A 21,447-nucleotide genomic window follows, 5' to 3' on the forward strand; every position below is an offset into this window, starting at 1 on the left:
CGGACCCGCCGGGCGCACCGCACAGGGGGTAGTCACCTTGAGCAAGTGGGAGTACCAGACGGTGGCGCTGCTGTCGCACGCCACCAAGCAGATCCTCGACAACTGGGGCGCCGACGGCTGGGAGCTGGTCTCCGTCGTCCCCGCGCCGCTGCCCGAGGGCACCGACCCGCGCAACCAGCAGTACGTCGCCTACATGAAGCGGGAACTCTAGCCATGGCCACCCCCGAAGCCCGGATCGCCGAGCTCGGCCTGACCCTGCCGGAGGTGGCGGCCCCGGTCGCCTCCTACGTCCCGGCGGTCCGCAGCGGCTCCCACGTGTACGTGTCGGGCCAGCTGCCGTTCGTGGAGGGCCGGCTGCCCGCCACCGGCAAGGTCGGCGCCGAGGTCTCCCCGGAGACCGCCAAGGAGCTGGCGGCGGTGTGCGCGCTCAACGCGATCGCGGCCGTGCGCGCCGAGATCGGGGAGCTGTCCGATGTCGTGCGCATCGTCAAGGTGGGCGGGTTCGTGGCCAGTGCCCCGGACTTCACCGGGCACCCCGGGGTGATCAACGGGGCCAGCGACCTGCTGGCCGCGGTGTTCGGCGACGCGGGCGTGCACGCCCGGGCGGCGGTCGGTGTCGCGGCCCTGCCGCTGGACTCGCCGGTCGAGGTTGACATGATCGTCGAGGTCGTCTGAGCGAGGGGGAGCCGATGTCGAGCGGTTCGGGCCGGAGCGGGGCCGTGGTGCCCCGTCCGGCGGCCACGGTGGTGCTGCTGCGCCCGGCGGGCGCGGGCATGGAGGTCCTGCTCATGCGCAGGGTCCGCTCCATGGGGTTCGCGCCCGGCGCCTACGTCTTCCCCGGAGGCGGGGTGGACGTGCGCGACGAGGCCGGAGACCTGCCCTGGACCGGACCGTCGCCGCAGGAGTGGGCGGACGTGCTCGGCGTCGACGTCCCGCGTGCCAGGGCCCTGGTCTGCGCCGCGGTCCGCGAGACCTTCGAGGAGACCGGGGTGCTCCTGGCCGGGGAGCCCGGGAGCGACGACCTCGTCCTGGACACGACGTCGCCGGAGTGGGAGCGGGACCGGCTGGGGCTGATCGACCGCTCCCGCTCCTTCACCGAGGTGCTGTCCCGCCGCGGCCTGGTGTTGCGCTCGGAGTGGCTGCACGCCTGGTCGCGGTGGATCACCCCGGCGGCGGAGAAGCGCCGCTTCGACACGTGGTTCTTCGCCGCGGAGCTGCCGCGCGGACAGGTCTCCCGGGACGTCGGCGGCGAGGCCGACCTGACCCGGTGGATCGATCCGGCGCTGGTGGCGGGGGAGTGGGAGCAGGGGCGGATGCCGATGCTCCCGCCGACCCTGGTCACCTGCGGACAGGTGGCCGAGTGCGGCACCCTGGACGGGGTGAAGCGCGCGAAACGGGATATCGTCCCCATTGAGCCCGAAGTGCGCGTGGTCGACGGCCGGCTCCGTGTCTTCGTCCCCGACGGGATCGACTACCCCCTTCCCAGTGAGTGAGGTGCGATGAGGATCGACGGTTCCGGCACGTTGCGCGCCGGCTGTGTCCTGTGCCCCAACCCCGGTCCGATGACCCTGGAGGGGACCAACACCTGGATCCTGCGCGAACCCGGCTCCCGCGGGGTCGTGGTGGTCGACCCGGGCCCGCACGACGAGCGGCACCTGGAGCGGGTCGCGCGCACGGTGCAGGAACAGGGAGCCCAGGTGCTCATGGCGGTCCTCACCCACCGGCACCCCGACCATTCGGAGGGCGCGCGCTACTTCTCCGAGCTGACCGGCGCCCCCGTGCACGCGGTCGACCCCGAGATGCGGGTGGGCGGCCGCGGGCTGGCCGACGGAGAGCTGCTGGAGGCCGACGGGCTGCGCCTGCGGGTGCTGGCCACCCCCGGGCACACCGACGACTCCGTCTGCCTGTACCTGGAGGCGGACGGGGCGATCCTCACCGGCGACACCGTCCTGGGGCACGGCACCACCGTCATCGACGGCGACGACGGACTGGGCCCCTACATGGAGTCGCTGTACCGGCTGCGCGACCTGGTCCGCGAGAACCAGGTGCGCACCCTGCTGCCCGGCCACGGGCCGATCCTCACCACCCCGGCAGCGGTGCTGGACTCCTACATCGACCACCGCGAGTCCCGGCTCGCCCAGGTGCTGGACGCCGTGAACTCGGGCGCCTGGCGGGTGGAGGAGATCGTCGACCGGGTCTACCCGGACATCACCGAGCAGATCCGCTTCGCGGCGATGTCGTCGGTCCGCGCCCAGCTGCGCTACCTGTCCCTCAACGGCGGCCTCCCCGACGGCGTCGAGGTCTGACCGGGCTCCGCGCGGCCCCGGCCGCGCGCCTTCCCGGGCGCTTCGCACCCTGCCGTGCCGCGCCTTCGGTGTGACCCGCTGCCGTGCTCCCCACCGGTCCCCTCGGCCGGGCTTCCCGTACCGCCCCCTCGCACCGGACCCGGAAACGGCGACGGGCTCCGGTCCGCGCGATTCCCGGGAGGGGATTCGACGCGGGCCGGAGCCCGCCGTGGCCCCCGCAGCGCGGGGCCGGGCACAGCCGGTGCGGCCGCTCCTAGCGGGCGCGGCGGCGCATGCGCTCGACGTCCAGCAGGACCACGGCCTTGGCCTCGATCCGCAGCCAGCCGCGCAGGGCGAACTCGGCGAGGGCCTTGTTGACCGTCTCGCGGGAGGCGCCGACCAGCTGGGCCAGCTCCTCCTGGGTGAGGTCGTGGTGGACGTGCAGGCCGTCGTCGCCCTCCTTGCCGAACTTCTCGGCGAGCTCGAGCAGGGCCTTGGCGACCCGGCCGGGGACGTCGGTGAAGACCAGGTCGGCCATCACGTCGTTGGTCCGGCGCAGGCGCTCGGCCAGCGACTTGAGCAGCTGGAGCGAGACCTGCGGGCGGCTGGAGAGGAACGGGCGCAGGTCGTCGTGGCCCAGGCCGGCCAGGACGGAGTCGGTCACCGCGACGGCGCTCGCGGTGCGCGGGCGCGGGTCGAACAGCGACAGCTCACCGAACATCTCGCCGGGGCCGAGCACCCCGAGCAGGTTCTCGCGGCCGTCCACGGCCGTGCGGGTCAGCTTCACCTTCCCGTTGAGGATGACGTACAGGCGGTCGCCCTCGTCGCCCTCGTTGAACAGGGTCTGGCCCCGCCCGAGACGCACCTCGTTGACCGAGGAGCGCAGCGCGGCGGTGTCCTCCTCGTCCAGGGTCTCGAACAAGGGGGCCTTGCGCAGCACCTCGTTGATGTCGTCCACCACGTCCTCCTAAAACCTGACCGCCAACAGTGTGACGTATATCGCACCCGGGTGTGAAACCGGGTCGTTACCGCGGCTTGTCCGCCGGGAGACCACGCGCCCACGATTGGCCGGCGTCAGCCCCTGCGATCTTAGTCGTGATCGGCTTGTAGCAGGGATGTCCGCGCCGTGCCAGCGGGACATTGGTTACATAATCCCGACGTCCGACCCCCGCCCCGGAAGGCGGGTGCCCGATCGGCGTTTCCGAGCGGATCCTCCCCACGGCCCCCTACCCTGTGACGATGCCCCGTGACACACCGAACGCGAGCGACCCCGCGCCCACCCCCACGGGTGAGAGCCGCCTCGCACTGGTCCGCCGAGCCCGCAGGATGTACCGGGAGCTCTCCGAGCTCTATCCGGACGCCCACGCGGAGCTGAACTTCACGACCCCGTTGGAGCTGCTGGTCGCCACGATCCTGTCCGCGCAGTGCACGGACAAGCGGGTCAACCAGGTCACCCCGACCCTGTTCGCGCGCTATCCCGACGCCGAGGCCTACGCCTCCGCGGACCGGGACGAGCTTGAGGGGATCATCCGACCTCTCGGCTTCTTCCGCGCCAAGGCGAACAGCCTCATGGGCCTGGGGCAGTCCTTGTGCGAACACCACGGAGGCGAGGTCCCGGGGAACCTCGCCGACCTGGTCAAACTACCCGGTGTAGGGCGGAAAACCGCAAACGTACTGCTCGGTAACGCCTTCGGTGTGCCCGGAATCACGGTGGACACCCACTTCGGGCGCCTCGTCCGGAGATTCGGGTGGACCGACGAGGAGGACCCGGTCAAGGTCGAGCACGCCGTCGGGGAGCTGTTCCCGCCCAAGGACTGGACGATGCTCTCCCACCGCGTCGTCTGGCACGGCCGCCGCGTCTGCCACGCCCGCAGGCCCGCCTGCGGGGCGTGCGTGGTGGCCCGGTGGTGCCCCTCCTTCGGAGAGGGCCCCACCGACCCGGAGGCCGCGGCCAAGCTGCTGCGCATGCGCTCCTTCGCCTGACCGGAGGGCCCGCGGCCCGGGGCGCCCGCGGGGCGGGCCCCGTCCGGGGCCTCGTTCGCCTGTCAGGAGGGGGTGCCGTGCTTTGTAGTCTGATGGTGTGAGCGTTGACACCGCCAGAGTCCTCCTGTCGGGGTCCCATCACGTGACGACCCAGGGGAGGGACGGGCCGGAGCGGTGCCGACGGCCCGCGGCGCCCCGCCGACCCGCCCCCTCTCCGAAGGCAGGTGCCGACCATGAACCCGATGCCGTCCTGGCTCGCCTCACTCGCCGACGCCGCGTCCGGTATGACCGTGCCCCCGCAGATGCGGCCGCCGCGCGACGGCGGCCGCGAGTCCGCGGTCCTCATCCTCTTCGGTGAGGGCCCCCAGGGCCCCGACGTGCTGCTCATCCAGCGCAACGCCGGACTGCGCAGGCACGCCGGCCAGCCCGCCTTCCCCGGCGGCCGGATCGAGCCCACCGACCCCTCACCCGAGGCCGCGGCCCTGCGCGAGGCCGCCGAGGAGACCGGCCTGGTGCCCGACGGCGTGGACGTCGTCGGCCGCCTCCCCGAGCTCTACCTCAGCTACAGCGACTTCCGGGTCGCCCCCGTCCTTGGCTGGTGGCGCGAGCCCTGCGAGGTGCGCCCCACCGACCTGGGCGAGGTCGCCGCCGTCTCCCGGGTCCCCGTCGCCGACCTGGCCGAGCCCGGCAACCGCGTCATGGTGCGCTACGGGGACGGCACCCGCTGGGGACCCGGCTTCCGGGTGGACGGCATGCTCGTGTGGGGGTTCACCGGTGCCATCGTCGACCGCCTGCTCGTTCTGGGCGGCTGGGAACTTCCCTGGCGCAGGGAGGGTCTCACCGATGTGTTCGAGGCGACGCCGCACGGACTGCGCCCCGTCGGCTGAGGCCCGACCCGCTCACCTCGCTCCCGTGGGTAGCGCACACCTTTGGAGGGCAATGTGCTCGACGTGATCCTGATCGTCCTGTTGCTGCTTTTCGCGGTGACCGGGTACCGACAGGGTTTCATCGTCGGTGTCTTCAGCTTCGCGGGATTCATCGGCGGCGGCGTGCTCGCGGCGCTGACCTGCCCGGAGTACATCCAGCGGTGGGTGGAGGACCCCGGCCGGCAGGCCCTGGTGGCCATCGCCGTGGTGTTCCTGTCCGCCGCCCTGGGCCAGTTCCTGCTCTCCTACCTGGGCACGATGGTGCGCAACAAGGTGACCTGGGACTCGGCGCGGGTCGTCGACGCCATGGGCGGAGCCGTCGTCAGCGGCCTGTCGGTGCTGCTGGTGGCGTGGTTCATCGGCAGCACGGTCGCCAACTCGGCGCTGCCGTTCGTCGCCGACCAGGTGCGCGGCTCCCGCATCCTCCAGTCCGTCGACACGCTCATGCCGGAGTCGGCGCACAGCGGCTTCTCGACGTTCCGCAGGGTGGTCGACCAGAGCGCCTTCCCCCAGGTCTTCAGCGGACTGGGAACGGGGGAGCTGGCCGAGGTCGACCCGCCCGACCCCGACGTGCTCACCACGCCCGAGCTCATCGAGGCCAGCCGCAGCGTCGTCAAGGTGCTGGGCACCGCCCCGTCCTGCCAGCGGCGGGTCGAGGGCACCGGGTTCGTGTACTCCGACGGCCGGGTCATGACCAACGCCCACGTGGTCGCCGGCGTCACCGACGACCTGCGGGTGGTCACCCGCGAGGGGTACCAGCTGGAGGCCACCCTGGTGCTCTTCGACGCCCAGCAGGACCTGGCCGTGCTGCACGTGCCCGAGCTGGACCTGACGCCGCTGGAGTTCACCGCCGACGCGCCCCAGGGCGGTGACGCCGTCGTCGCCGGGTTCCCGCGCAACAGCGGGTTCACGGCGGTCCCGGCCCGGGTGCGGGCCCGCCAGACCGCGCAGGGTCCCGACTTCTACCACTCCCAGCAGGTGAGCCGGGAGATCTACCAGGTGCGCGCCGTGGTGCGTCCGGGCAACTCCGGAGGCCCGCTGCTGGCCCCCGACGGCACGGTCTACGGGGTGGTGTTCGCCGCCGCCACCAACGAGCCCGAGACGGGGTACGTCCTCACCTACGACGAGGTCGCCGCCAACGCGGAGAGGGGTCTGACCGCCACCGCCGAGGTGTCGTCCCAGACCTGCGACTGACCCGCCCCGGGGGCGTGCCCCGAACGAACGAGGGCGCCCCCCTGCCGGGGGGCGCCCTCGTCGCAATCGTGCCCGGAACCCTAGTTGGACCTCGGGTCCGGGGTGATCGGCCAGCTCATGCGCACGATGGTGCCGTGCTCACCGGGGTCGATCTTCACCTCGTCGGCCAGACCGGTGATGACAGCCAGACCCAGCCCCGGGGAGAACCCCGAGATCCCGCCGGGAGGGGTGTCCTCCCCGTCGAGGAAGAGTCCGTCGAGAAGGGGCTCGGTGTGGTCGGCCGGTTCCGGGACCTCCGTGGCCGGGGCCCGGTCGGAGACGACCACCTCGAAGCGTCGGGTCGCGCTCCCGTTGGCGCGCAGGATACGGCTCGCGGTGTCGGCACGGGGGTCCGACGCCGGATCAGGCCCGCCGTCGTCGATCAGCTGGAGCAGGATCGGCTGCGTCGGGCAGTGCAGCTTGTGCGCCGCCACCGCCCGGGAGCACGCCTCACCGACCGCCAACCGGATCTCGTCGATGGTGGAGGCGGGGATGCCCGCCCGCCGGGCCACGGTCGCGGCCATGAGCCGGGCCGTGCGCACGTGGGCCGGAAGCGCACTGATCGTGAGCGTGATGGTCGCCATCGCTCGCTCTGTACTACTTCGCCGAACGCTTGTCGATGGCTTCCTGAACCGTGTTGTGGATACCGAACACCTTGGTCAGGCCGGTGATCCGGAAGATCTTGAGGATGCGCTCCTGGGTGCACACCAGGTCCAGGGTGCCGTCGTGCGCGCGCACGCGCTTGAGGCCGCCCACGAGCACGCCCAGACCCGTCGAGTCCAGGAACTCCACCTTCTCCATGTTGACCACGAGGTGGAAGTTGCCCTTGTTGACCAGATCGATCAGCAGCTCACGGAGCCGGGGTGCGGTATAGACGTCGATCTCACCCTCAACGACGACGATCTCGGTGTCGCCCTCGGTGTAATGATCAAGCTTCAAGTCCACTAGTCCTCCAGCGCCGATGATCTCTGCCGGGCGTTACCCCACCAGCACGCATTCAACCACGGGTGGCGTGCCGGTCCTCCCGTGATGCACGGAAAAACGGTGACACCGCGCGACCGTTCCCCCGGATGACACACTGAAACCAATGTCCGCCCAGTGAGGAGGGGTCCCGGATGACGCGACCGGAGTCCGTGCTTCCCGGTGTGTGGCGTGACGATACCCGGTACCCGCAGGTGACCCACGTCGAGCACGTGGCGCGGCACGACGGGGTGAGCGGGCGGTGGCCGGAATGGACCCCGGCCCTCCTGGTCGAACGCCTGGCCGACCGGGGGATCACGGAGCCGTGGTCCCACCAGGTGGCCGCCGCCGACCTCGCCCGCTCGGGCCGTGATGTGATCATAGCCACGGGTACCGCCTCGGGAAAGTCACTTGGCTTCCTTATGCCCGCGGTGGAGGCGGTTGACGCGGGCGGAACCGTTCTCTATCTCTCACCGACCAAAGCGCTGTCCCGGGACCAGCTCCGCGCCATCGAGGACCTGCGGCTGCCCGGCCTGCGGGCGGCCGTCTACGACGGCGACACCCCGCCCGAGGAGCGCACCTGGGTGCGCGAGCACGGCAATTACGTGCTCACCAATCCGGACATGCTCCACCACGGCATGCTGCCCCGGCACGAGGCATGGCGGCGCTTCCTGAGGCGGTTGCGCTACGTGATCGTGGACGAGGCGCACCTGTACCGCGGGGTGTTCGGCTCGCACGTCGCCCAGATCCTGCGCCGGCTCCGGCGGGTGTGCGCCCGGCACCGGTCCGAGCCGGTGTTCGTGCTCGCCTCGGCCACCTCCGGGAGCCCCGGGGAGAGCGCCGGCCGGCTCACCGGGATCCCGGTCACCGCCGTCACCGAGGACGGGTCGCCGCGGCCGGGGATGTCGGTGGCGCTGGTGGAGCCGGAGTTCACCGACCTGACCGGCGAGCACGGCGCCCCGGTGCGCCGGACCGCGCCCTCCCACGCCGCCGAACTGCTCGCCGAGCTGGTCAGGGAGGGTGTGCGCACGCTCGTGTTCGTGCGCTCCCGGCAGGGCGCCGAGCTGGTGGCGCTCACCGCCCAGCGCCTGCTGGAGCCCGATCTGGCCCGCCGGGTGGCCGCCTACCGCGGCGGCTTCCTGCCCGCCGAGCGCAGGCGGCTGGAGGAGGCGCTGCGGACCGGGGAGATCCTCGGGCTGGCCAGTACCAACGCCCTGGAGCTGGGGGTGGACATCACCGGCCTCGACGCCGTGATCATCGCCGGGTGGCCCGGCACCCGGGCCTCCCTGTGGCAGCAGGCGGGGAGGGCCGGGCGCGGGGACGACGCGGCACTGGCCGTGTTCGTGGCCCGGGACGACCCCCTGGACACCTACCTGGTGCACCACCCGGAGGCGATTTTCGGTCAGTCCGTAGAGACCGCCGTACTGGATCCGGAAAACCCGCACATCCTCGGCCCGCACCTCTGCGCGGCCGCCCAGGAGTTCCCGATCACGGAGGACGACTTCTCCCTCTTCGGACCCACCACCCGGGAGCGGCTCGACGAACTCGTTCACCGGAAATTCCTCAGGAAGCGGCCGAGGGGGTGGTTCTGGACGAGCAACGAAAGGGCAAGTGACCTGGCCGATATCCGGGGTTCCGGGGGGTCGCCCGTGCAGATCGTCGACACCTCGACGGGCGGACTGCTCGGAGAGATCGACGAGGCGGCCGCCCACGGCACCGTCCACCCCGGGGCGGTGTACCTCCACCAGGGCGACACCTACCTGGTCGGGGAGCTGGACCTCGACGAGGGGGTCGCCCTCGTGCGGCCGGCCGAGCCCCCGTACAGCACGTGGGCGCGCGACACCACGGACATCACGGTCCGGTCGGTCATCCGTGAGGAGCGGTGGGACAGCGGGGTGGTGCTGCGCTTCGGCGAGGTGGAGGTGGTCCGGCAGGTGGTCGGCTACCTCAAGCGGGACGTGCGCACCGGCGCGGTCCTGGGCGAGCAGTCGCTGGACCTGCCCGAACGAACCCTGCGCACCCGCGCCGTGTGGTGGACGCTGCCCCCCGAGGCCGAGGAGCGCCTGCGCAAGGAGGAGGTCGGCCTGCTCGGCGCCGCGCACGCCGCCGAGCACGCGGCGATCGGCATGCTGCCGCTGCTGGCCACCTGCGACCGCTGGGACATCGGCGGGGTGTCCACGGCCACCGGCCGGGTGGAGGTGTTCGTCTACGACGGCCACGAGGGCGGCGCCGGGTTCGCCGAACGCGGCTACGCGGCGGCCCGGGAGTGGCTCACCGCGACCCGGGCGGCCATCGCCGACTGCGCGTGCGAGGCGGGGTGCCCGTCCTGCATCCAGTCGCCCAAGTGCGGCAACGGCAACGAACCGCTGAGCAAGTCCGGCGCCCTGCGCATGCTGGACGAGGTGCTGGGCGCCGCAGGCTGAGACGTTCAGAGACCCGGGAGCGGTCGGGGGCGCGCGTCGAGGCGGGGAGCGCGCCCGGGCGGGGCCGGGGGCGCCGGGAAGGGGGCGTCGCCCACGGCGGCGTACAGCAGGAGCGGCAGCTCGGCGTCGTCGTGGACGAGGGCCAGCGCCGCCCAGCGGCCGGTCTCCGGGAGGCTCCACACCCGTAGGTCGCAGACCGCCGTGTAGAGGTGGCCGAGCGCGGACGGGAGCTCCGCGCCGTCGAGCGCGGCGTCCGCGTAGGGGGCCGGGTCGACGAGCCCGGGGGCGCCCCAGCGTTCGGTGAGGGCTGCCTCGACCTCCGCCAGGTCGGCCTCGATCGCGGCCTGGGCGGCCTCGACGGTCCCGGGCGAGCGGTCGTCCCAGAAGTCTCGGCTCATGGCCAGGAGCGCCAGGTGGAAGTCGGCGCCGCCGGAGGGCTGGGGCCGCCCGGGGGAGTAGGGGCGGGCCAGGTCCGCGTCGATCAGGCGCAGGCGGGCGCGGACGTCGGCGGGAGTGTTCACACGGATCCTTCGGGCGTCGGGTTCTCCCGGCGGGCTCTTCCCGTCCGGGGGCGGCGGCCGCGGGGCCCGGCGGCGGCCACGGCGCCATCATCGCGCGGGACGGTCCGGCAGGGGCGGGGTGCGGGCCGGGGAAAGTTATCCACAGGCTGGGGAAAGCCCTTCCGTCGCCTCCCCGGGCCGCCCACCCTGGAAACCGGGGCGACATCCCTGTCACCCCTCCTACCAGGGAGGTTCCGTGTTCTCTTCGGCATGCCTTGCCGCCGTCACCCGCTGTCCGCTGCCCCTCGCGCGGCGGCACCCGGCCGCGGACGCCGACCGCGGCATCACGACGACCGAGTACGCCCTGTGCATTCTCACGGCGGCGGCCTTCGCCGGGGTCATGTACGCGATCGCCAAGAGCCAGGCCGTCAACGACGCCTTCACCGGGATCGTCGTCAATGCGCTCAACAACGGCTTCTGACCGGGGGGCCGTCACCGTCGAGTTCGCCCTCACCCTGCCGGCCCTCCTCCTCGTCCTGGCGCTGGCCGTCGGTGCGGTCACCGCCGCCGACGCCCGGCTCGCCTGCGCGGACGCCGCACGCGTGGGCGCCCGGTCCCTGGCCCGTGGCGAGAGCGAGGCACAGGCCCGGGAGCTGGCCCGCGCCGCCGCCCCGGACGGCGCCCGGGTCGGCCTGGGCCGGGACGGCGGGACGGCGCGGGTCACCGTCACCGCCCGGGTCCGGTTCGGCCGCGTCCACCTCCACACGGTGGAGGTGAGCGGCACCGCCGCCGTCCTCCTCGAACCAGGGGTCCCACCATGACCCCGGGCCCTCGGAGCGATGTCCGGGCCGGACCCGGGCCCCGGCCCGGGGGCGTTCGGGGCACGACCGGGTCCCGCCCCGGAACCGGACGCGACCCCGCTCCCGACACCGGGGCGGCCGCCGTCCACTGGGTGGCCATGGCGGTCCTGCTGTGGACGGTCGCCCTGGCCGCCGTCCTGGCGGCGACCGCCCGGTTCGACCGGGACCGCGCCGGCACGGCGGCGGACCTGGCCGCCCTCGCGGCGGCCTCCGTCGCCGTCCACGGGCGGGACACCGCCTGCGAGCGGGCCCGCCTCACCGCCGAGGCCAACGGGGCCTCCCTCGACACCTGCGAGATCACCGGCCACACCGCCGAGGTGGTGGTCGCCGTCCCCTCTGTTCTCGACCTGTCCGTCAGCGCGGGCTCACGTGCCGGGCCGGTCCACAGAGCCCTTCCGGAGGAAGCACCATGACCCTGCCCGCCCTGATGTGCGCCCTGCTCCTCAGCGCCGCCCCCGACCCCGCCCCGCCGTCCCCCTGCCCGCCGCCCACGGAACTGCGCGCCCACCCGCCGGTGCACGCCGTGCCCTGTACCCGCCCGTGGACGGAACCCCCGGAGTGCGTGCCGCTCCGGCTGCCCCTGTCGGCGGTGTCCGGCTCCCCCCGGCCACCGGAGGAGAGCGCGGCGTCGGTGGCGGACGCGGAGCCGACGGCCCCGCCACCGGCGCGTCCGGCCTCCGGCGACGGCGGCCCCGTCCGGGCGGTCTCCAGCGGGGAGGCTCCGGCGGCGGAGCCGACCTCCGTGCCGGCGGTGCTTCCGAGCGGCGGCCCGAGCCCGACCGCGGAGCCGAGCGAGGCGGAGTGGAGCGGCGGCCCGGACGCCGAGACCGGCGCCGTCCAGGTGGTGCACCACGTCTCCACCACGCCGGCCCCGGCCGACACCGTCGCCCGGGTCGTCGGCAACACCTCCACCGTGCTCCTGGCCCTGCTCGCGGTGACGTCGCTCGCCCTGCGCCTCACCGTGGGCTGGCCCCGCTTCCCGGAGCCCTACCTGGGCCGCCGCCGAGCGGGAGGAGACCGCGACACCCACTGGTGACCCCCCACGCCCCGCCGAAAGCCCCGCCCCGGCCCGCCGCCGGATGAGTGCGAGCGTCACTCGTGTCCGCGCGCCGCCGCGGGTAGCGCCCTTATGCCTGTGGGGTGCCCGCCGTGACACGGTGATGGAGGTATGCGCGGGTGCCGCCCGGACCGTCCTCATCCCGGCCACCGCCAGGTGGCTGCTGCCCGGGCCCGGCCTCGTCAGAGGCAGTCACCGGGTGGGTGCGCGAGGGCGCGATCGGCCTGGGGCGTGGCCGTCCGGGTGGGGCGCGGGTGCCGTCGCGGCTGTTGTGGGGTGGGCGGGCAGGTGTGGTTCCTGAGCCGGGGGGCGGCTGGCCGGGGCTGTGGGCGGATGGATGAGCGGGGCCGTCGCCGGGCGGGGTGGGGGCGGCCCGGGGGGCGGTGCTTCGGGCCGTCGTGCCCTGGTGGGTGGGCTTCGGGCGCCCTCCCGCGTTCCGGAAGCCGCAGGTCGGCCACGGCGGGGCCGTAACGGTCGTACCCTCCGATGTATGGGACACCGACACCCGAGCAAACTCAAGAACACCGAGGTAGGCCATGCCCGGGCGCGGTGGCTGCTGCGGGCGGAGTTGGCGGGGTGCGCCGAGTGCCGGGCCGAGGGCGACCGGGAGGCCCTGGCGGACCTCGACCAGGAGGGCGTGTTCGACTCCCTGATCAGCGGGTTCGTGCTCGCCCGGGTCCAGCAGTGGCGGGCTCCGGGCCGACCTCCCCGCTACCCGGCCACGGTGTACCGCCTGGCCCCGGTGGACGAGCGCGACTTCTGGCGCGCGCCCACCCAGCACTGCATGCGCCTGTGCACGGTCGAGGGACCGCGCGGCACCCGGGTGAACACCCTGCCCGCCCTCAAGGAGTTGCGGCTGATGCCCATGCGGGACCGCTCCCTGGTGCTGGACGACATCATCGACGGCCTGAGCGAGGACGAGGCCTGACCCGCCGCCTCTCGGCAGCCTGACGCCGATCCCCTGTCCCGCGCCACGCCCCGGTGTCGGCGGCCCCCGCTCCGGTGGCTCGGCCGGGATCACCCGCCCAACGCGCGCGACAGCAGGTCCACCACCATCGGGACCACCCCCACCAGGAGGAAGGACGGCAGGAAGCACAGCGCCAGCGGCATCACCACGAGCACCCCCAGGCGTTCGACCCGCGCCGACGCCAGAGAGCGCAGCTTCCTGTGCAGGTCCGCCACGTGCCGGTCGAGCAGGTCGGCCACCGGAGCCCCGGTGTCGGCGGCGCGGGCCAGGTCGCGCCCGGCCGCCACCAGCGGCTCGGGCAGCACCCCGGCAGACTCCGACCAGGCGGAGGCCGGATCCGCCCCTAGACGCAGCCGGTCGGCCACCGACGCCAACTCCGCCCCGAGCCTGCCGGGGGCGGCCCGCGCCACGGCCGCGAGGCAGGACACCAACGGCGCCCCGGCCCGCATCCCGGCGGCGATGAGCCCGATCACCACGGGGACGTCGCCGGTGAGCACGATCCGGTCGTCCCGCGTTCTCCCCCGGGCGCGCACCCACCATCCGACCCCGCAGGCCGCGACCACGGCCGCGCCGAGCGGCCCGAACAGGGCCCCGGCCACCGCCGCCGCACCCGCCGCGGCCGCCGTCAGGACCAGCAGCCGACCGGGGAGGCGGGGCTTCGCCTCCGTTGGCGGCCGCAGCCGCATTCCGGGGCCGCCGCCCATCGCGATCCACACCCCCACGGCCCCGCACACCACGGTGATGACGGTGAACACGCTCCCCCCTCACTTTTCCGTCCCTGCCATCCGTTGGCCACGGGTGCCCCGAGCCTGTCCGGCGGACGCCCCCGGCCGGTCCGGCGCGTGCGCCCGGCGGGCGCGGGATCCGCATCGGACCGCCCCTCACGATGGCCGCTGCGGGCCCTCCCATGCGCGGTCACCGCGGAGGGCGGCCGTGTTCCGACAGCCGGGCATGCCTAGTCCTCCCGGTCCACGGCGGCGCGCACCAGCCGCGAGATCCACCACAGCCCGGCGAGGTTCAGCAGCACACCGAGCACCAGGCAGAACAGCCCCAGCGGGGTCGTGAACAGGAACACCAGCGGCGAACCCCCCAGCCCGGCCGACAGCAGCAGCCCCACCACGGGGAGCAGGCCCAGCACGATCGCCGTGGTCCTCGGGCCGCCGGTGCGCGCCGAGATCTCGGCCCGCACCTCCTCCTGCGCGGTGAGCTCGTCGGCGAGCGCGTCCACGACATCGGCCAGCCCGGCACCGGTGTCCGAGGCCACCTCCCAGCACACGGCCAGGTAGGCGAGGGCGCGCAGGTCCGGATCCGCCTCGGCGGCCCGCACCGGGGCCCGGGTGCCGAACCCGTCTCCCACCGCCCGGGCCACCTCCGGCCCGGCCTCGGCGAGCGCCGCCCCCAGCGCGTCCTCGGGCGGCCTCCCGGACCGCAGCTCGGCGGCCAGCACCCGGCACAGGGTGATCACCCCGCGCCGTTTCTCCCGGCCCGGCGCCGTCCTCCGCCGCAGCACCGACGCCCGCACGCGTTCCAGCACCCCCACCGGCCCCGGACCGCGCGGCACCTGCCATCCGATCCGCCCCGTCCCGGCGTCGACCAGCACCCCCAACAGCACCAGCCCCACCGCGCACACCCACACCCCGATCACGCCACGCCCCCGAACGTCCCTCGTCCCCGCCCCGCACACCCGTGTTCTCCGAAGACCCCGCGCACCCCGGTCGTTCCGCGGTTCCCGGGCCCCGGCCCGGCGCGGCCACGCCGCCCCGGCCGGCGCGCAGCCCTCGGGCGCCGCCACCCCGGTTCCCACGCGGTGCCTCCCGCGCCGGTGCTCATCGGCGCCAGCCGTCGCCGACACGGGCGGTGAGGACGCCGACCCCCGGGTGCTCGCGCTGGGCCCCGCACGCGGCGAACGACACCGCGGGCACCGTACGCACCAGCCCCTGGCGGTCGTGGTCCAGCACTCGGACCTCGGCCAGCCGCCGGACCCCGGCCTCCCGCACCAGGTGCACCACCAGCACCCCGGTGGCCGCCAACTGGCTGTGCACCGCCTCCCGTCCGAGCCCGGCCGCGCAGCCCAGCGCCTCCACCCGGGCCGGCACGTCCCCCGCGCCGTTGGCGTGGAGCGTCCCCGCGCCACCCTCGTGGCCGGTGTTGAGCGCGCCCAGCAGGGACACGATCTCCGGCCCCCGCGCCTCGCCCACCACCAACCGGTCCGGGCGCATCCGGAGAGCCTGGCGGACCAGCACCTCCAGGGTGACCTCGCCGCTGCCCTCGATGTTGGCGGGACGGGTCTGCAGGCGCACCACGTGCGGATGGTCGGGGCGCAGCTCGGGGGAGTCCTCGGCCAGCACGATCCGCTCGCCCGGGTCCACCAGGGACAGCAGCGTCGACAGCAGGGTGGTCTTCCCCGTCCCCGTGCCACCGCTCACCAGGAAGGCCGTCCGCGAGTCCACCACCGCCCGCAGCAGCGCCGCCCCGCGCCGGGTGAGCGTCCCGCAGTCCACCAGCCGGTCCAGGGTGAACACCCGGCGGGGCGGCATCCGCAGCGACAGGCACGCACCGGTGGGGGAGACGGGCGGCAGCACCGCGTGCAGCCGCGCTCCGTTGGGAAGGCGCGCGTCCACATAGGGCACCGCGGCGTCCAGCCGCCGCCCGGCCTGGGCGGCGAGCCGCTGGGCCAGCCGCCGCACCGCCTCCGCCGACTCGAACCGCACCTCCACCCGGCGCAGCCCGCCGCCGTCATCCACCCACACCTCGTCCGGCCCGTTGACCAGGATGTCCGTGACCCCGGAGGTCATCAGCTCCTCCAGCGGCCCGGCACCGGCCAGGTCCGCGGCCAGCCGCCGGGTCAGCGACAGCACCTCGGCGTCGCCCAGCACCCCGCCCTCCGCCCGCAGCGCCGCCGCCACGTTGCCGGGGCTGACCACCACCCCCGAGGCCACCAGTCGGTTGCGCACCGCCTCCACCAGGTCGGGCCCGGCGGAGCCGCCGGTGCGCCGGGGCGGTGGCCCATCCCGGAGGAGGGTGGAGCCGGTCACCGACGGCCGCCGCAGCGCCCGCTCGGTCAGCGCGCTCACCGCGGCACCCCCGTCAGTTCGGCGACGAGCCGGTCGGCGAACCCGGCCAGCGGCGAACGCGGGTGGTCCGCGGGCCGCCGTCCGGCGGCCAGCGCACGCTCCAGGCCCGGCTCCGGCGGCAGGTCCGCTCCCAGTGCCAGCCCCAGCCCCCGGGCCACCACGTCGGCGGTCAGCCCGCCCGAGGCCCCGCGCACCACGGCGCGCACCTCCCGGGACTCCGCCCGCAGCCGCGGCACCATCGCCGACGCCGACACCACGGCGGCCACCTGCGCGGGCACGACCAGCAGCACCAGGTCCGAGCGGTTGAGGAAGGCCGTGACCGCGGCCCCGAACGACCGCGGGAGGTCGACGACCACCAGGTCGCACCCCTGCCGGGCCGACTCCAGCATCGACCGGGCGGCGGCAGCGGGCAGCGGACCCCGGCGCGCGTCCGGCCCGTGCACCCAGGTGAGCACCGAGATCCCGGCCGGTCCGGGCAGCCGCGCTGCCACGTCCGACCAGCGCAACCGGCCGCGCCGGTCCGTCAGGTCGTCCCAGCCGAGCCTGCCGTCCACCGGGTCGCGCTCGCAGCCGAGCAGGATGTCGGGACCGCAGCCCAGCGGGTCGGCGTCCAGCAGCGCGGTGCCGTGCCCGCCCCGCGCCCCGGCCAGTGCCAGGGCGACGGCGAGCAGGCTCGCCCCGGCCCCGCCGCGCCCGCCCATCACGGCCACGGTCGGCGCCCGCCGTCCGGGCTGTCCGCTCGCGGAGATCAGGCCGGTCAGCAGCATCTCGTCCCGGGGCAGCAGCATGGTGCCGCCCGCCCCGCCCGCACCGTTGGGCCCGCCGTGTCCGGGACCCGGCCCGGGCCCCGCGTCCGGGCCGCCGCGGGCCACCACGACGAACCGGGCGTGCGGCGGCCGCTCACCCGAACGCAGCTCCGGGTACAGGTCGGCGCCCAGCACCACCAGCGGCGAGCGCGGCCACGACAGCAGCGCGCGATCGACGGTGTCGGCGGTGTTGACCCGGACCGAGGCGGCGGCCGACAGCCGCAGCAGGTCGTCGAGCAGTCCGGTGTCGGCGGTGGCGATGAGGGGAACGGCGTCCATGGGGCCTCCGGGCAGGGGGAGGGGCACCCTTCGACCATCGCCGATCCCGGGGGTCGGCGAAAGCCGGACCGTCGATCTGTGGATAACCCGTCCGGGGCGGGGCCGTGGGCCGCACCGTCCGGCGGGGCGCCGGTCAGGGCCGGGACGCCGCCTCCGAAGACCTGCGGGCGGGATGCGCACACGGGGGCGGATGCACATCCCACCCGGCAGGCTCGGCGAACGGGCCTCGTGCGATGTCCCGCGTCAGGGGGGCGCGCGGGTGGATCGCCCTCTCGACCCTGGGGGGAGGGCCGGGCCCGCCCTTCGGAAGGGTCGACGAGGGGAGGGGAGCCCCCGGACCACCGAAAAGCGCGTCGGGACATGCGTTCCGCCCGGATCCGGCCCCACCGGGCCGCACACGAAATGCGCGCACGCCACGGCTTTTGCCGAAGTGGTGTGAACCGGTTCCCGTCGGAACGACGGAACCGACGCTACCACGTGACACTGCGTATCGGTTCGGGAATCCAGGATGAAAAGTTGGACCAACCACCTTTTCGAAGCCCGGGGACCGGCGTAGAAAGAAAGGGATCGGTGGCGTAGACCCACCCCGACAGGTGAACCGGGAACCCACGCACCAGCAGGCCTCGTAGGGCCCGCCTCGACCGAGACGCTCGATGAAGCGCCTGGTCAGGACAGACGAATGGATGCTTGTTAACCCGGTGCAGCCGGTCGGAGACGGCGCCTCGCGGATTCCCCGCGGGGCGCCGTTCGCCGTGTTCGGCGAGAGGCCGGGGCAATCCCGAAACATTGGGTAACGGACAAGCGTGACCGAACCGATATCGTTCGTGCCTCTACCCGTTGGTAAATGGACGAGTAACAAGCGCGGTTTCCGTTCACGGACCGCTCCGCGCCGCCCCGATCCGCCGCCCGCCGGGCCGTCCCGGCCCGCTCCCGTCGCGCCCTGGCTCGGGGCCGCCCGCCGGGCCGTCCCGGCCCGCTCCCGTCGCGCCCTGGCTCGGGGCCGCCCGCCGGGCCGTCCCGGCCCGCCCTCGCCGTGCCCCGGCCCGGGGCCCGCCCCGGACCGCGACACGCCCGGCCCTCAGCCGCGCTTGAGCGCCTCGCAGGTCGCCAGCGAATCCTGCGCCCCGGCCCGCACCGCCCGGCAGCAGTACACGACCCACCCGGCCACGCCCTCGGCGGTCCCGGACATGTACCCGCGCAGCGCGGGGGCGTACTCCTCCGACAGCGTCCGGTGGCCCAGCTCGGACGGCACCAGCGATTTGGGGTCCAGCCCCCGCTCGACCAGCGTCAGCCGCTCGGCGGCCCGCGCCACGATCCCGTCGCCCCACCCGAACGGGCGGATCGCCATCAGCTCGCCGTGCACCAGGGCCGACGTCACCAGCGCGGGCACCGAGGTGCGCGCGCCCAGCAGCGCGTACAGGCCCTCCAGACGGGCGAGCGCGGCCTCGGGGGCGAGCGCCTCGCCCAGCTCCAGCGGGTCCTCGACCCGCTCGCCGGCCATGCGCGGCCGCCCCAGGGCGTCGGCGGACACCGCGTCCGCGGCGGCGAGCGTGTGCAGCCGGGCCAGCACCTGCCGCGGCGCCTTGGGCCAGGTCTCCACCAGGGTCCCCAGCTCGCCGCCCACCCGCAGGGCGCCCTTGATCCGGGTGTCGTACACGTGCCCGGCGCGGATCTCGTCCATCGAGACCTCGGCGCCCTCCAGCGCGGCGGACGCGCACGCCCCGCGCAGCGAGGACTCCATGGACACGTCGCTGCTCCGCCGACGCAGGATCCGGTGACCCAGCAGCCGGTCCACCAGGGTCCGGGTCTCCTCCACGGCCTCGGCCACACCGGGCAGTGCGGCGATCCTGGCCAGCGGGTCGGTCTGGGCGGCAGAAGTCGTTTCGCTCACGGGAACCAACATACGCGCCGGTAACACCGGCCACCGCGTGCCCTCCGCCGGTCGTCCGTCCCCCCGCTCCCGCGCCGGCGACCGTTCGTCGCCCGTCGGCGACCGCTCACCGGCCGTTCGTCGCGCGCCGGGTCGCCCCCGGCGCTGGAACCGACCCTGCCTGTTCCACAGGTCCAGACCACATGATTAATTTGGTGTGAACCAGCCTACGTAAGGAGAATCACAGTGGCCGACAGCACTCCCCCGAGCCAGGAGACACTGTCCAACCTTCTCCATGAAACACGCAGCTTCCCCCCGCCGGCCGATCTGGCCGCGAACGCCAACGTCAAGGCCGACGCCTACGACGAGGCGGCCGGGGACCGGCTCGGTTTCTGGGAGGAGCAGGCCCGCAGGCTCCAGTGGGACCGGCCCTGGGACACCGTCCTGGACTGGCAGCCGCCCTTCGCCAAGTGGTTCGTCAACGGCAGGCTCAACGCCTCCGTCAACTGCGTGGACCGCCACGTGGCCAACGGCCTGGGCGAGCGCGTCGCCTACTACTGGGAGGGCGAGCCGGGCGACACCCGCACGATCACCTACGCCGAGCTGAAGGACATGGTCTCCCAGGCCGCCAACGCCCTCACCGAACTGGGCGTCACGCGGGGCGACCGGGTCGCCATCTACATGCCGATGATCCCCGAGACGATCGTCGCCATGCTGGCCTGCGCCCGCATCGGCGCCGTCCACATGGTGGTCTTCGGCGGCTTCTCCGTCGACGCCCTGGGCCAGCGCCTGGACGACAGCCAGGCCAAGCTCGTCATCACCGCCGACGGCGGCTACCGGCGCGGCAAGCCCAGCGCGCTCAAGCCCGCCGTGGACGCCGCGGTGGCCGACCGCCCGGCCGTCGAGAAGGTCCTCGTCGTCCGCCGCACCGGCCAGGACGTCGAGTGGACCGACCGCGACGTGTGGTGGCACGACCTCGTCGACTCCCAGAGCACCGAGCACACCCCCGAGGCGCACGACGCCGAGAACCCGCTGTACATCATGTACACCAGCGGCACCACGGCCAAGCCCAAGGGCATCCTGCACACCACCGGCGGCTACCTCACCCAGGCGTCCTACACCCACTGGGCGGTCTTCGACCTCAAGCCCGAGACCGACGTCTACTGGTGCGCCGCCGACATCGGCTGGGTCACCGGCCACTCCTACATCGTCTACGGCCCGCTCTCCAACGCCGCGACGACCGTCCTCTACGAGGGCACCCCGGACACCCCGCACCGCGGCCGGTTCTGGGAGATCATCGAGAAGTACAAGGTCACCATCGCCTACATGGCCCCCACGGCGATCCGCACCTTCATGAAGTGGGGCGACGACATCCCCGCAGGGTTCGACCTGTCGAGCCTGCGCGTCATCGGCTCGGTGGGCGAGCCCATCAACCCCGAGGCCTACGTCTGGTACCGCAAGCACATCGGCGGCGACCGGACCCCGGTCGTGGACACCTGGTGGCAGACCGAGACCGGCGCCATCATGGTGAGCCCGCTGCCGGGCGTCACCTCGGGCAAGCCGGGTGCGGCCATGCGCGCCCTGCCGGGCATCGTCGCCGACGTCGTGGACGAGAACGGCAACCCGGTCCCCGACGGCGAGGGCGGCTTCATCGTGATCCGCGAGCCCTGGCCGTCCATGCTCCGCGGCATCTGGGGCGACCCGGAGCGCTACAAGGACACCTACTGGTCGCGCTTCGAGGGCCTGTACTTCCCGGGCGACGGGGCCAAGAAGGACGAGGACGGCGACCTGTGGCTGCTCGGCCGCGTCGACGACGTCATGCTCGTCTCCGGCCACAACATCTCCACCACCGAGGTCGAGTCCGCCCTGGTCTCGCACCCGAGCGTGGCGGAGGCCGCCGTCGTCGGCGCCACGGACAAGGTCACCGGCCAGGCCATCGTCGGCTTCGTGATCCTGCGCAGCGGCGCCGAGGAGGTCTCCGAGGAGACGGTCAAGGCCCTGCGCGACCACGTCGGCGCCTCCCTCGGGCCGATCGCCAAGCCCGCCCGCCTGCTGGCCGTGCCCGAGCTGCCCAAGACCCGCTCGGGCAAGATCATGCGCCGCCTGCTGCGCGACATCGCGGAGAACCGCGAGGTCGGTGACACCTCCACGCTCACCGACTCCTCGATCATGGAGGTCATCGCCAAGCAGCTGCCCTCCGTGAAGCAGGGCGACTGACACGCGC

23 protein-coding genes are annotated in these 21,447 nt (G+C 74.1%); 14 read left to right on the top strand and 9 right to left on the bottom strand.

The window, feature by feature from the left end; all coding sequences use genetic code 11:
* Positions 1 to 37 precede the first annotated feature (37 nt).
* From ABZ249_RS27110 to ABZ249_RS27125, 4 genes are read left to right on the top strand one after another with little or no spacing between them, the layout of a single operon-like run.
* Positions 38 to 211 carry a DUF4177 domain-containing protein gene (locus tag ABZ249_RS27110; protein ID WP_013156298.1) on the top strand — a complete coding sequence of 58 codons (174 nt, stop codon included), beginning with the start codon at positions 38 to 40 and terminating at the stop codon, positions 209 to 211.
* 2 nt (positions 212 to 213) lie between these two features.
* Entirely contained in the window at positions 214 to 675 is a 462-nt protein-coding gene (locus ABZ249_RS27115; RefSeq protein WP_220564127.1) for a RidA family protein, read from the top strand.
* A gap of 14 nt (positions 676 to 689) precedes the next feature.
* The gene (locus ABZ249_RS27120; RefSeq protein WP_355268435.1) at positions 690 to 1,493 is read left to right on the top strand and encodes an NUDIX hydrolase; all 804 of its coding nucleotides are present in this window, start codon (positions 690 to 692) and stop codon (positions 1,491 to 1,493) included.
* A 6-nt stretch (positions 1,494 to 1,499) separates the two neighbouring features.
* Positions 1,500 to 2,306, top strand: a complete 807-nt coding sequence (locus tag ABZ249_RS27125; protein ID WP_355268438.1) for an MBL fold metallo-hydrolase — start codon at positions 1,500 to 1,502, stop codon at positions 2,304 to 2,306.
* 253 nt (positions 2,307 to 2,559) lie between these two features.
* On the opposite strand, the gene ABZ249_RS27130 is transcribed toward ABZ249_RS27125, so the two are convergent.
* Positions 2,560 to 3,234 carry a Crp/Fnr family transcriptional regulator gene (locus tag ABZ249_RS27130; RefSeq protein WP_218619586.1) on the bottom strand — a complete coding sequence of 225 codons (675 nt, stop codon included), beginning with the start codon at positions 3,232 to 3,234 and terminating at the stop codon, positions 2,560 to 2,562.
* Between the two features lie 290 nt (positions 3,235 to 3,524).
* Between ABZ249_RS27130 and nth the strand changes: the two genes are divergently transcribed.
* The 3 genes from nth (at position 3,525) to ABZ249_RS27145 (ending at position 6,388) form a co-directional block, all read left to right on the top strand.
* Entirely contained in the window at positions 3,525 to 4,268 is a 744-nt protein-coding gene (gene nth, locus ABZ249_RS27135) for an endonuclease III (RefSeq protein ID WP_355268441.1), read from the top strand.
* Between the two features lie 233 nt (positions 4,269 to 4,501).
* A complete protein-coding gene (locus ABZ249_RS27140; RefSeq protein ID WP_355268444.1) occupies positions 4,502 to 5,155 on the top strand; it encodes a CoA pyrophosphatase in 654 nt (217 codons plus the stop codon).
* A gap of 54 nt (positions 5,156 to 5,209) precedes the next feature.
* A complete protein-coding gene (locus ABZ249_RS27145) occupies positions 5,210 to 6,388 on the top strand; it encodes a MarP family serine protease (protein ID WP_355268449.1) in 1,179 nt (392 codons plus the stop codon).
* An 80-nt stretch (positions 6,389 to 6,468) separates the two neighbouring features.
* On the opposite strand, the gene ABZ249_RS27150 is transcribed toward ABZ249_RS27145, so the two are convergent.
* Both ABZ249_RS27150 and ABZ249_RS27155 read right to left on the bottom strand, forming a co-directional pair.
* Positions 6,469 to 7,011: an ATP-binding protein gene (locus tag ABZ249_RS27150; protein WP_220564133.1), complete on the bottom strand. Its 543-nt coding sequence runs from the start codon at positions 7,009 to 7,011 to the stop codon at positions 6,469 to 6,471.
* A 13-nt stretch (positions 7,012 to 7,024) separates the two neighbouring features.
* On the bottom strand, positions 7,025 to 7,372 hold the full coding sequence (locus ABZ249_RS27155; protein WP_073381848.1) for an STAS domain-containing protein: 348 nt from the start codon (positions 7,370 to 7,372) through the stop codon (positions 7,025 to 7,027).
* 170 nt (positions 7,373 to 7,542) lie between these two features.
* Between ABZ249_RS27155 and ABZ249_RS27160 the strand changes: the two genes are divergently transcribed.
* On the top strand, positions 7,543 to 9,810 hold the full coding sequence (locus ABZ249_RS27160; RefSeq protein ID WP_355268452.1) for a DEAD/DEAH box helicase: 2,268 nt from the start codon (positions 7,543 to 7,545) through the stop codon (positions 9,808 to 9,810).
* Positions 9,811 to 9,815: 5 nt separating this feature from the next.
* Here the strand turns inward: ABZ249_RS27160 and ABZ249_RS27165 are convergent, their stop codons facing one another.
* Positions 9,816 to 10,331, bottom strand: a complete 516-nt coding sequence (locus ABZ249_RS27165; RefSeq protein ID WP_355268455.1) for a hypothetical protein — start codon at positions 10,329 to 10,331, stop codon at positions 9,816 to 9,818.
* Between the two features lie 235 nt (positions 10,332 to 10,566).
* Here ABZ249_RS27165 and ABZ249_RS27170 point away from each other — a divergent pair, with 235 nt between their 5' ends.
* The 5 genes from ABZ249_RS27170 to ABZ249_RS27190 all read left to right on the top strand — a co-directional run bounded on the left by ABZ249_RS27170 (position 10,567) and on the right by ABZ249_RS27190 (position 13,155).
* The gene (locus ABZ249_RS27170) at positions 10,567 to 10,791 is read left to right on the top strand and encodes a DUF4244 domain-containing protein (protein ID WP_355268458.1); all 225 of its coding nucleotides are present in this window, start codon (positions 10,567 to 10,569) and stop codon (positions 10,789 to 10,791) included.
* Complete coding sequence (locus ABZ249_RS27175) at positions 10,769 to 11,131, top strand: TadE family type IV pilus minor pilin (protein WP_355268461.1); 363 nt, start codon at positions 10,769 to 10,771, stop codon at positions 11,129 to 11,131. The genes ABZ249_RS27170 and ABZ249_RS27175 overlap by 23 nt, the downstream gene beginning before the upstream one ends.
* Positions 11,128 to 11,583, top strand: a complete 456-nt coding sequence (locus ABZ249_RS27180; protein WP_355268464.1) for an Rv3654c family TadE-like protein — start codon at positions 11,128 to 11,130, stop codon at positions 11,581 to 11,583. Before ABZ249_RS27175 ends, ABZ249_RS27180 begins: the two co-directional genes overlap by 4 nt.
* Positions 11,580 to 12,206, top strand: a complete 627-nt coding sequence (locus ABZ249_RS27185; protein ID WP_355268467.1) for a hypothetical protein — start codon at positions 11,580 to 11,582, stop codon at positions 12,204 to 12,206. The genes ABZ249_RS27180 and ABZ249_RS27185 overlap by 4 nt, the downstream gene beginning before the upstream one ends.
* Before the next feature lie 511 nt (positions 12,207 to 12,717).
* Positions 12,718 to 13,155, top strand: a complete 438-nt coding sequence (locus ABZ249_RS27190) for a hypothetical protein (RefSeq protein ID WP_220564138.1) — start codon at positions 12,718 to 12,720, stop codon at positions 13,153 to 13,155.
* A gap of 89 nt (positions 13,156 to 13,244) precedes the next feature.
* Here the strand turns inward: ABZ249_RS27190 and ABZ249_RS27195 are convergent, their stop codons facing one another.
* The 5 genes from ABZ249_RS27195 to ABZ249_RS27215 form a co-directional block, all read right to left on the bottom strand.
* Entirely contained in the window at positions 13,245 to 13,949 is a 705-nt protein-coding gene (locus ABZ249_RS27195; protein ID WP_355268471.1) for a type II secretion system F family protein, read from the bottom strand.
* Positions 13,950 to 14,149: 200 nt separating this feature from the next.
* Entirely contained in the window at positions 14,150 to 14,839 is a 690-nt protein-coding gene (locus ABZ249_RS27200; RefSeq protein WP_355268474.1) for a type II secretion system F family protein, read from the bottom strand.
* A gap of 181 nt (positions 14,840 to 15,020) precedes the next feature.
* A complete protein-coding gene (locus ABZ249_RS27205; protein ID WP_355268514.1) occupies positions 15,021 to 16,160 on the bottom strand; it encodes a TadA family conjugal transfer-associated ATPase in 1,140 nt (379 codons plus the stop codon).
* Between the two features lie 104 nt (positions 16,161 to 16,264).
* Entirely contained in the window at positions 16,265 to 17,353 is a 1,089-nt protein-coding gene (gene ssd / locus ABZ249_RS27210) for a septum site-determining protein Ssd (protein ID WP_355268477.1), read from the bottom strand.
* A 1,078-nt stretch (positions 17,354 to 18,431) separates the two neighbouring features.
* Positions 18,432 to 19,256 (bottom strand): oxidoreductase, encoded by an 825-nt coding sequence (locus ABZ249_RS27215; protein ID WP_355268480.1) that lies wholly within the window; start codon positions 19,254 to 19,256, stop codon positions 18,432 to 18,434.
* Positions 19,257 to 19,469: 213 nt separating this feature from the next.
* On the opposite strand from ABZ249_RS27215, the gene acs reads away from it, so the two are divergent.
* The gene (gene acs, locus ABZ249_RS27220; RefSeq protein ID WP_355268483.1) at positions 19,470 to 21,440 is read left to right on the top strand and encodes an acetate--CoA ligase; all 1,971 of its coding nucleotides are present in this window, start codon (positions 19,470 to 19,472) and stop codon (positions 21,438 to 21,440) included.
* The last annotated feature ends 7 nt before the right edge of the window (positions 21,441 to 21,447 follow it).

Origin of the sequence: Nocardiopsis sp. NPDC006139, assembly GCF_040614155.1 — a bacterium.
GTDB lineage: Bacteria > Actinomycetota > Actinomycetes > Streptosporangiales > Streptosporangiaceae > Nocardiopsis > Nocardiopsis changdeensis.

Bases quoted from the DNA above. Each gene is read 5' to 3' on its own strand.
- ABZ249_RS27140 (WP_355268444.1), top strand. From the start codon at position 4,502: ATGAACCCGATGCCGTCCTGGCTCGCCTCACTCGCCGACGCCGCGTCC.
- ABZ249_RS27120 (WP_355268435.1), top strand. From the start codon at position 690: ATGTCGAGCGGTTCGGGCCGGAGCGGGGCCGTGGTGCCCCGTCCGGCG.
- ABZ249_RS27175 (WP_355268461.1), top strand. From the start codon at position 10,769: ATGCGCTCAACAACGGCTTCTGACCGGGGGGCCGTCACCGTCGAGTTC.
- ABZ249_RS27160 (WP_355268452.1), top strand. From the start codon at position 7,543: ATGACGCGACCGGAGTCCGTGCTTCCCGGTGTGTGGCGTGACGATACC.
- ABZ249_RS27185 (WP_355268467.1), top strand. From the start codon at position 11,580: ATGACCCTGCCCGCCCTGATGTGCGCCCTGCTCCTCAGCGCCGCCCCC.
- ABZ249_RS27150 (WP_220564133.1), bottom strand. From the start codon at position 7,011: ATGGCGACCATCACGCTCACGATCAGTGCGCTTCCGGCCCACGTGCGC.
- ABZ249_RS27180 (WP_355268464.1), top strand. From the start codon at position 11,128: ATGACCCCGGGCCCTCGGAGCGATGTCCGGGCCGGACCCGGGCCCCGG.
- ABZ249_RS27115 (WP_220564127.1), top strand. From the start codon at position 214: ATGGCCACCCCCGAAGCCCGGATCGCCGAGCTCGGCCTGACCCTGCCG.
- nth (WP_355268441.1), top strand. From the start codon at position 3,525: ATGCCCCGTGACACACCGAACGCGAGCGACCCCGCGCCCACCCCCACG.
- ssd (WP_355268477.1), bottom strand. From the start codon at position 17,353: ATGGACGCCGTTCCCCTCATCGCCACCGCCGACACCGGACTGCTCGAC.
- ABZ249_RS27215 (WP_355268480.1), bottom strand. From the start codon at position 19,256: ATGTTGGTTCCCGTGAGCGAAACGACTTCTGCCGCCCAGACCGACCCG.
- ABZ249_RS27190 (WP_220564138.1), top strand. From the start codon at position 12,718: ATGGGACACCGACACCCGAGCAAACTCAAGAACACCGAGGTAGGCCAT.
- ABZ249_RS27125 (WP_355268438.1), top strand. From the start codon at position 1,500: ATGAGGATCGACGGTTCCGGCACGTTGCGCGCCGGCTGTGTCCTGTGC.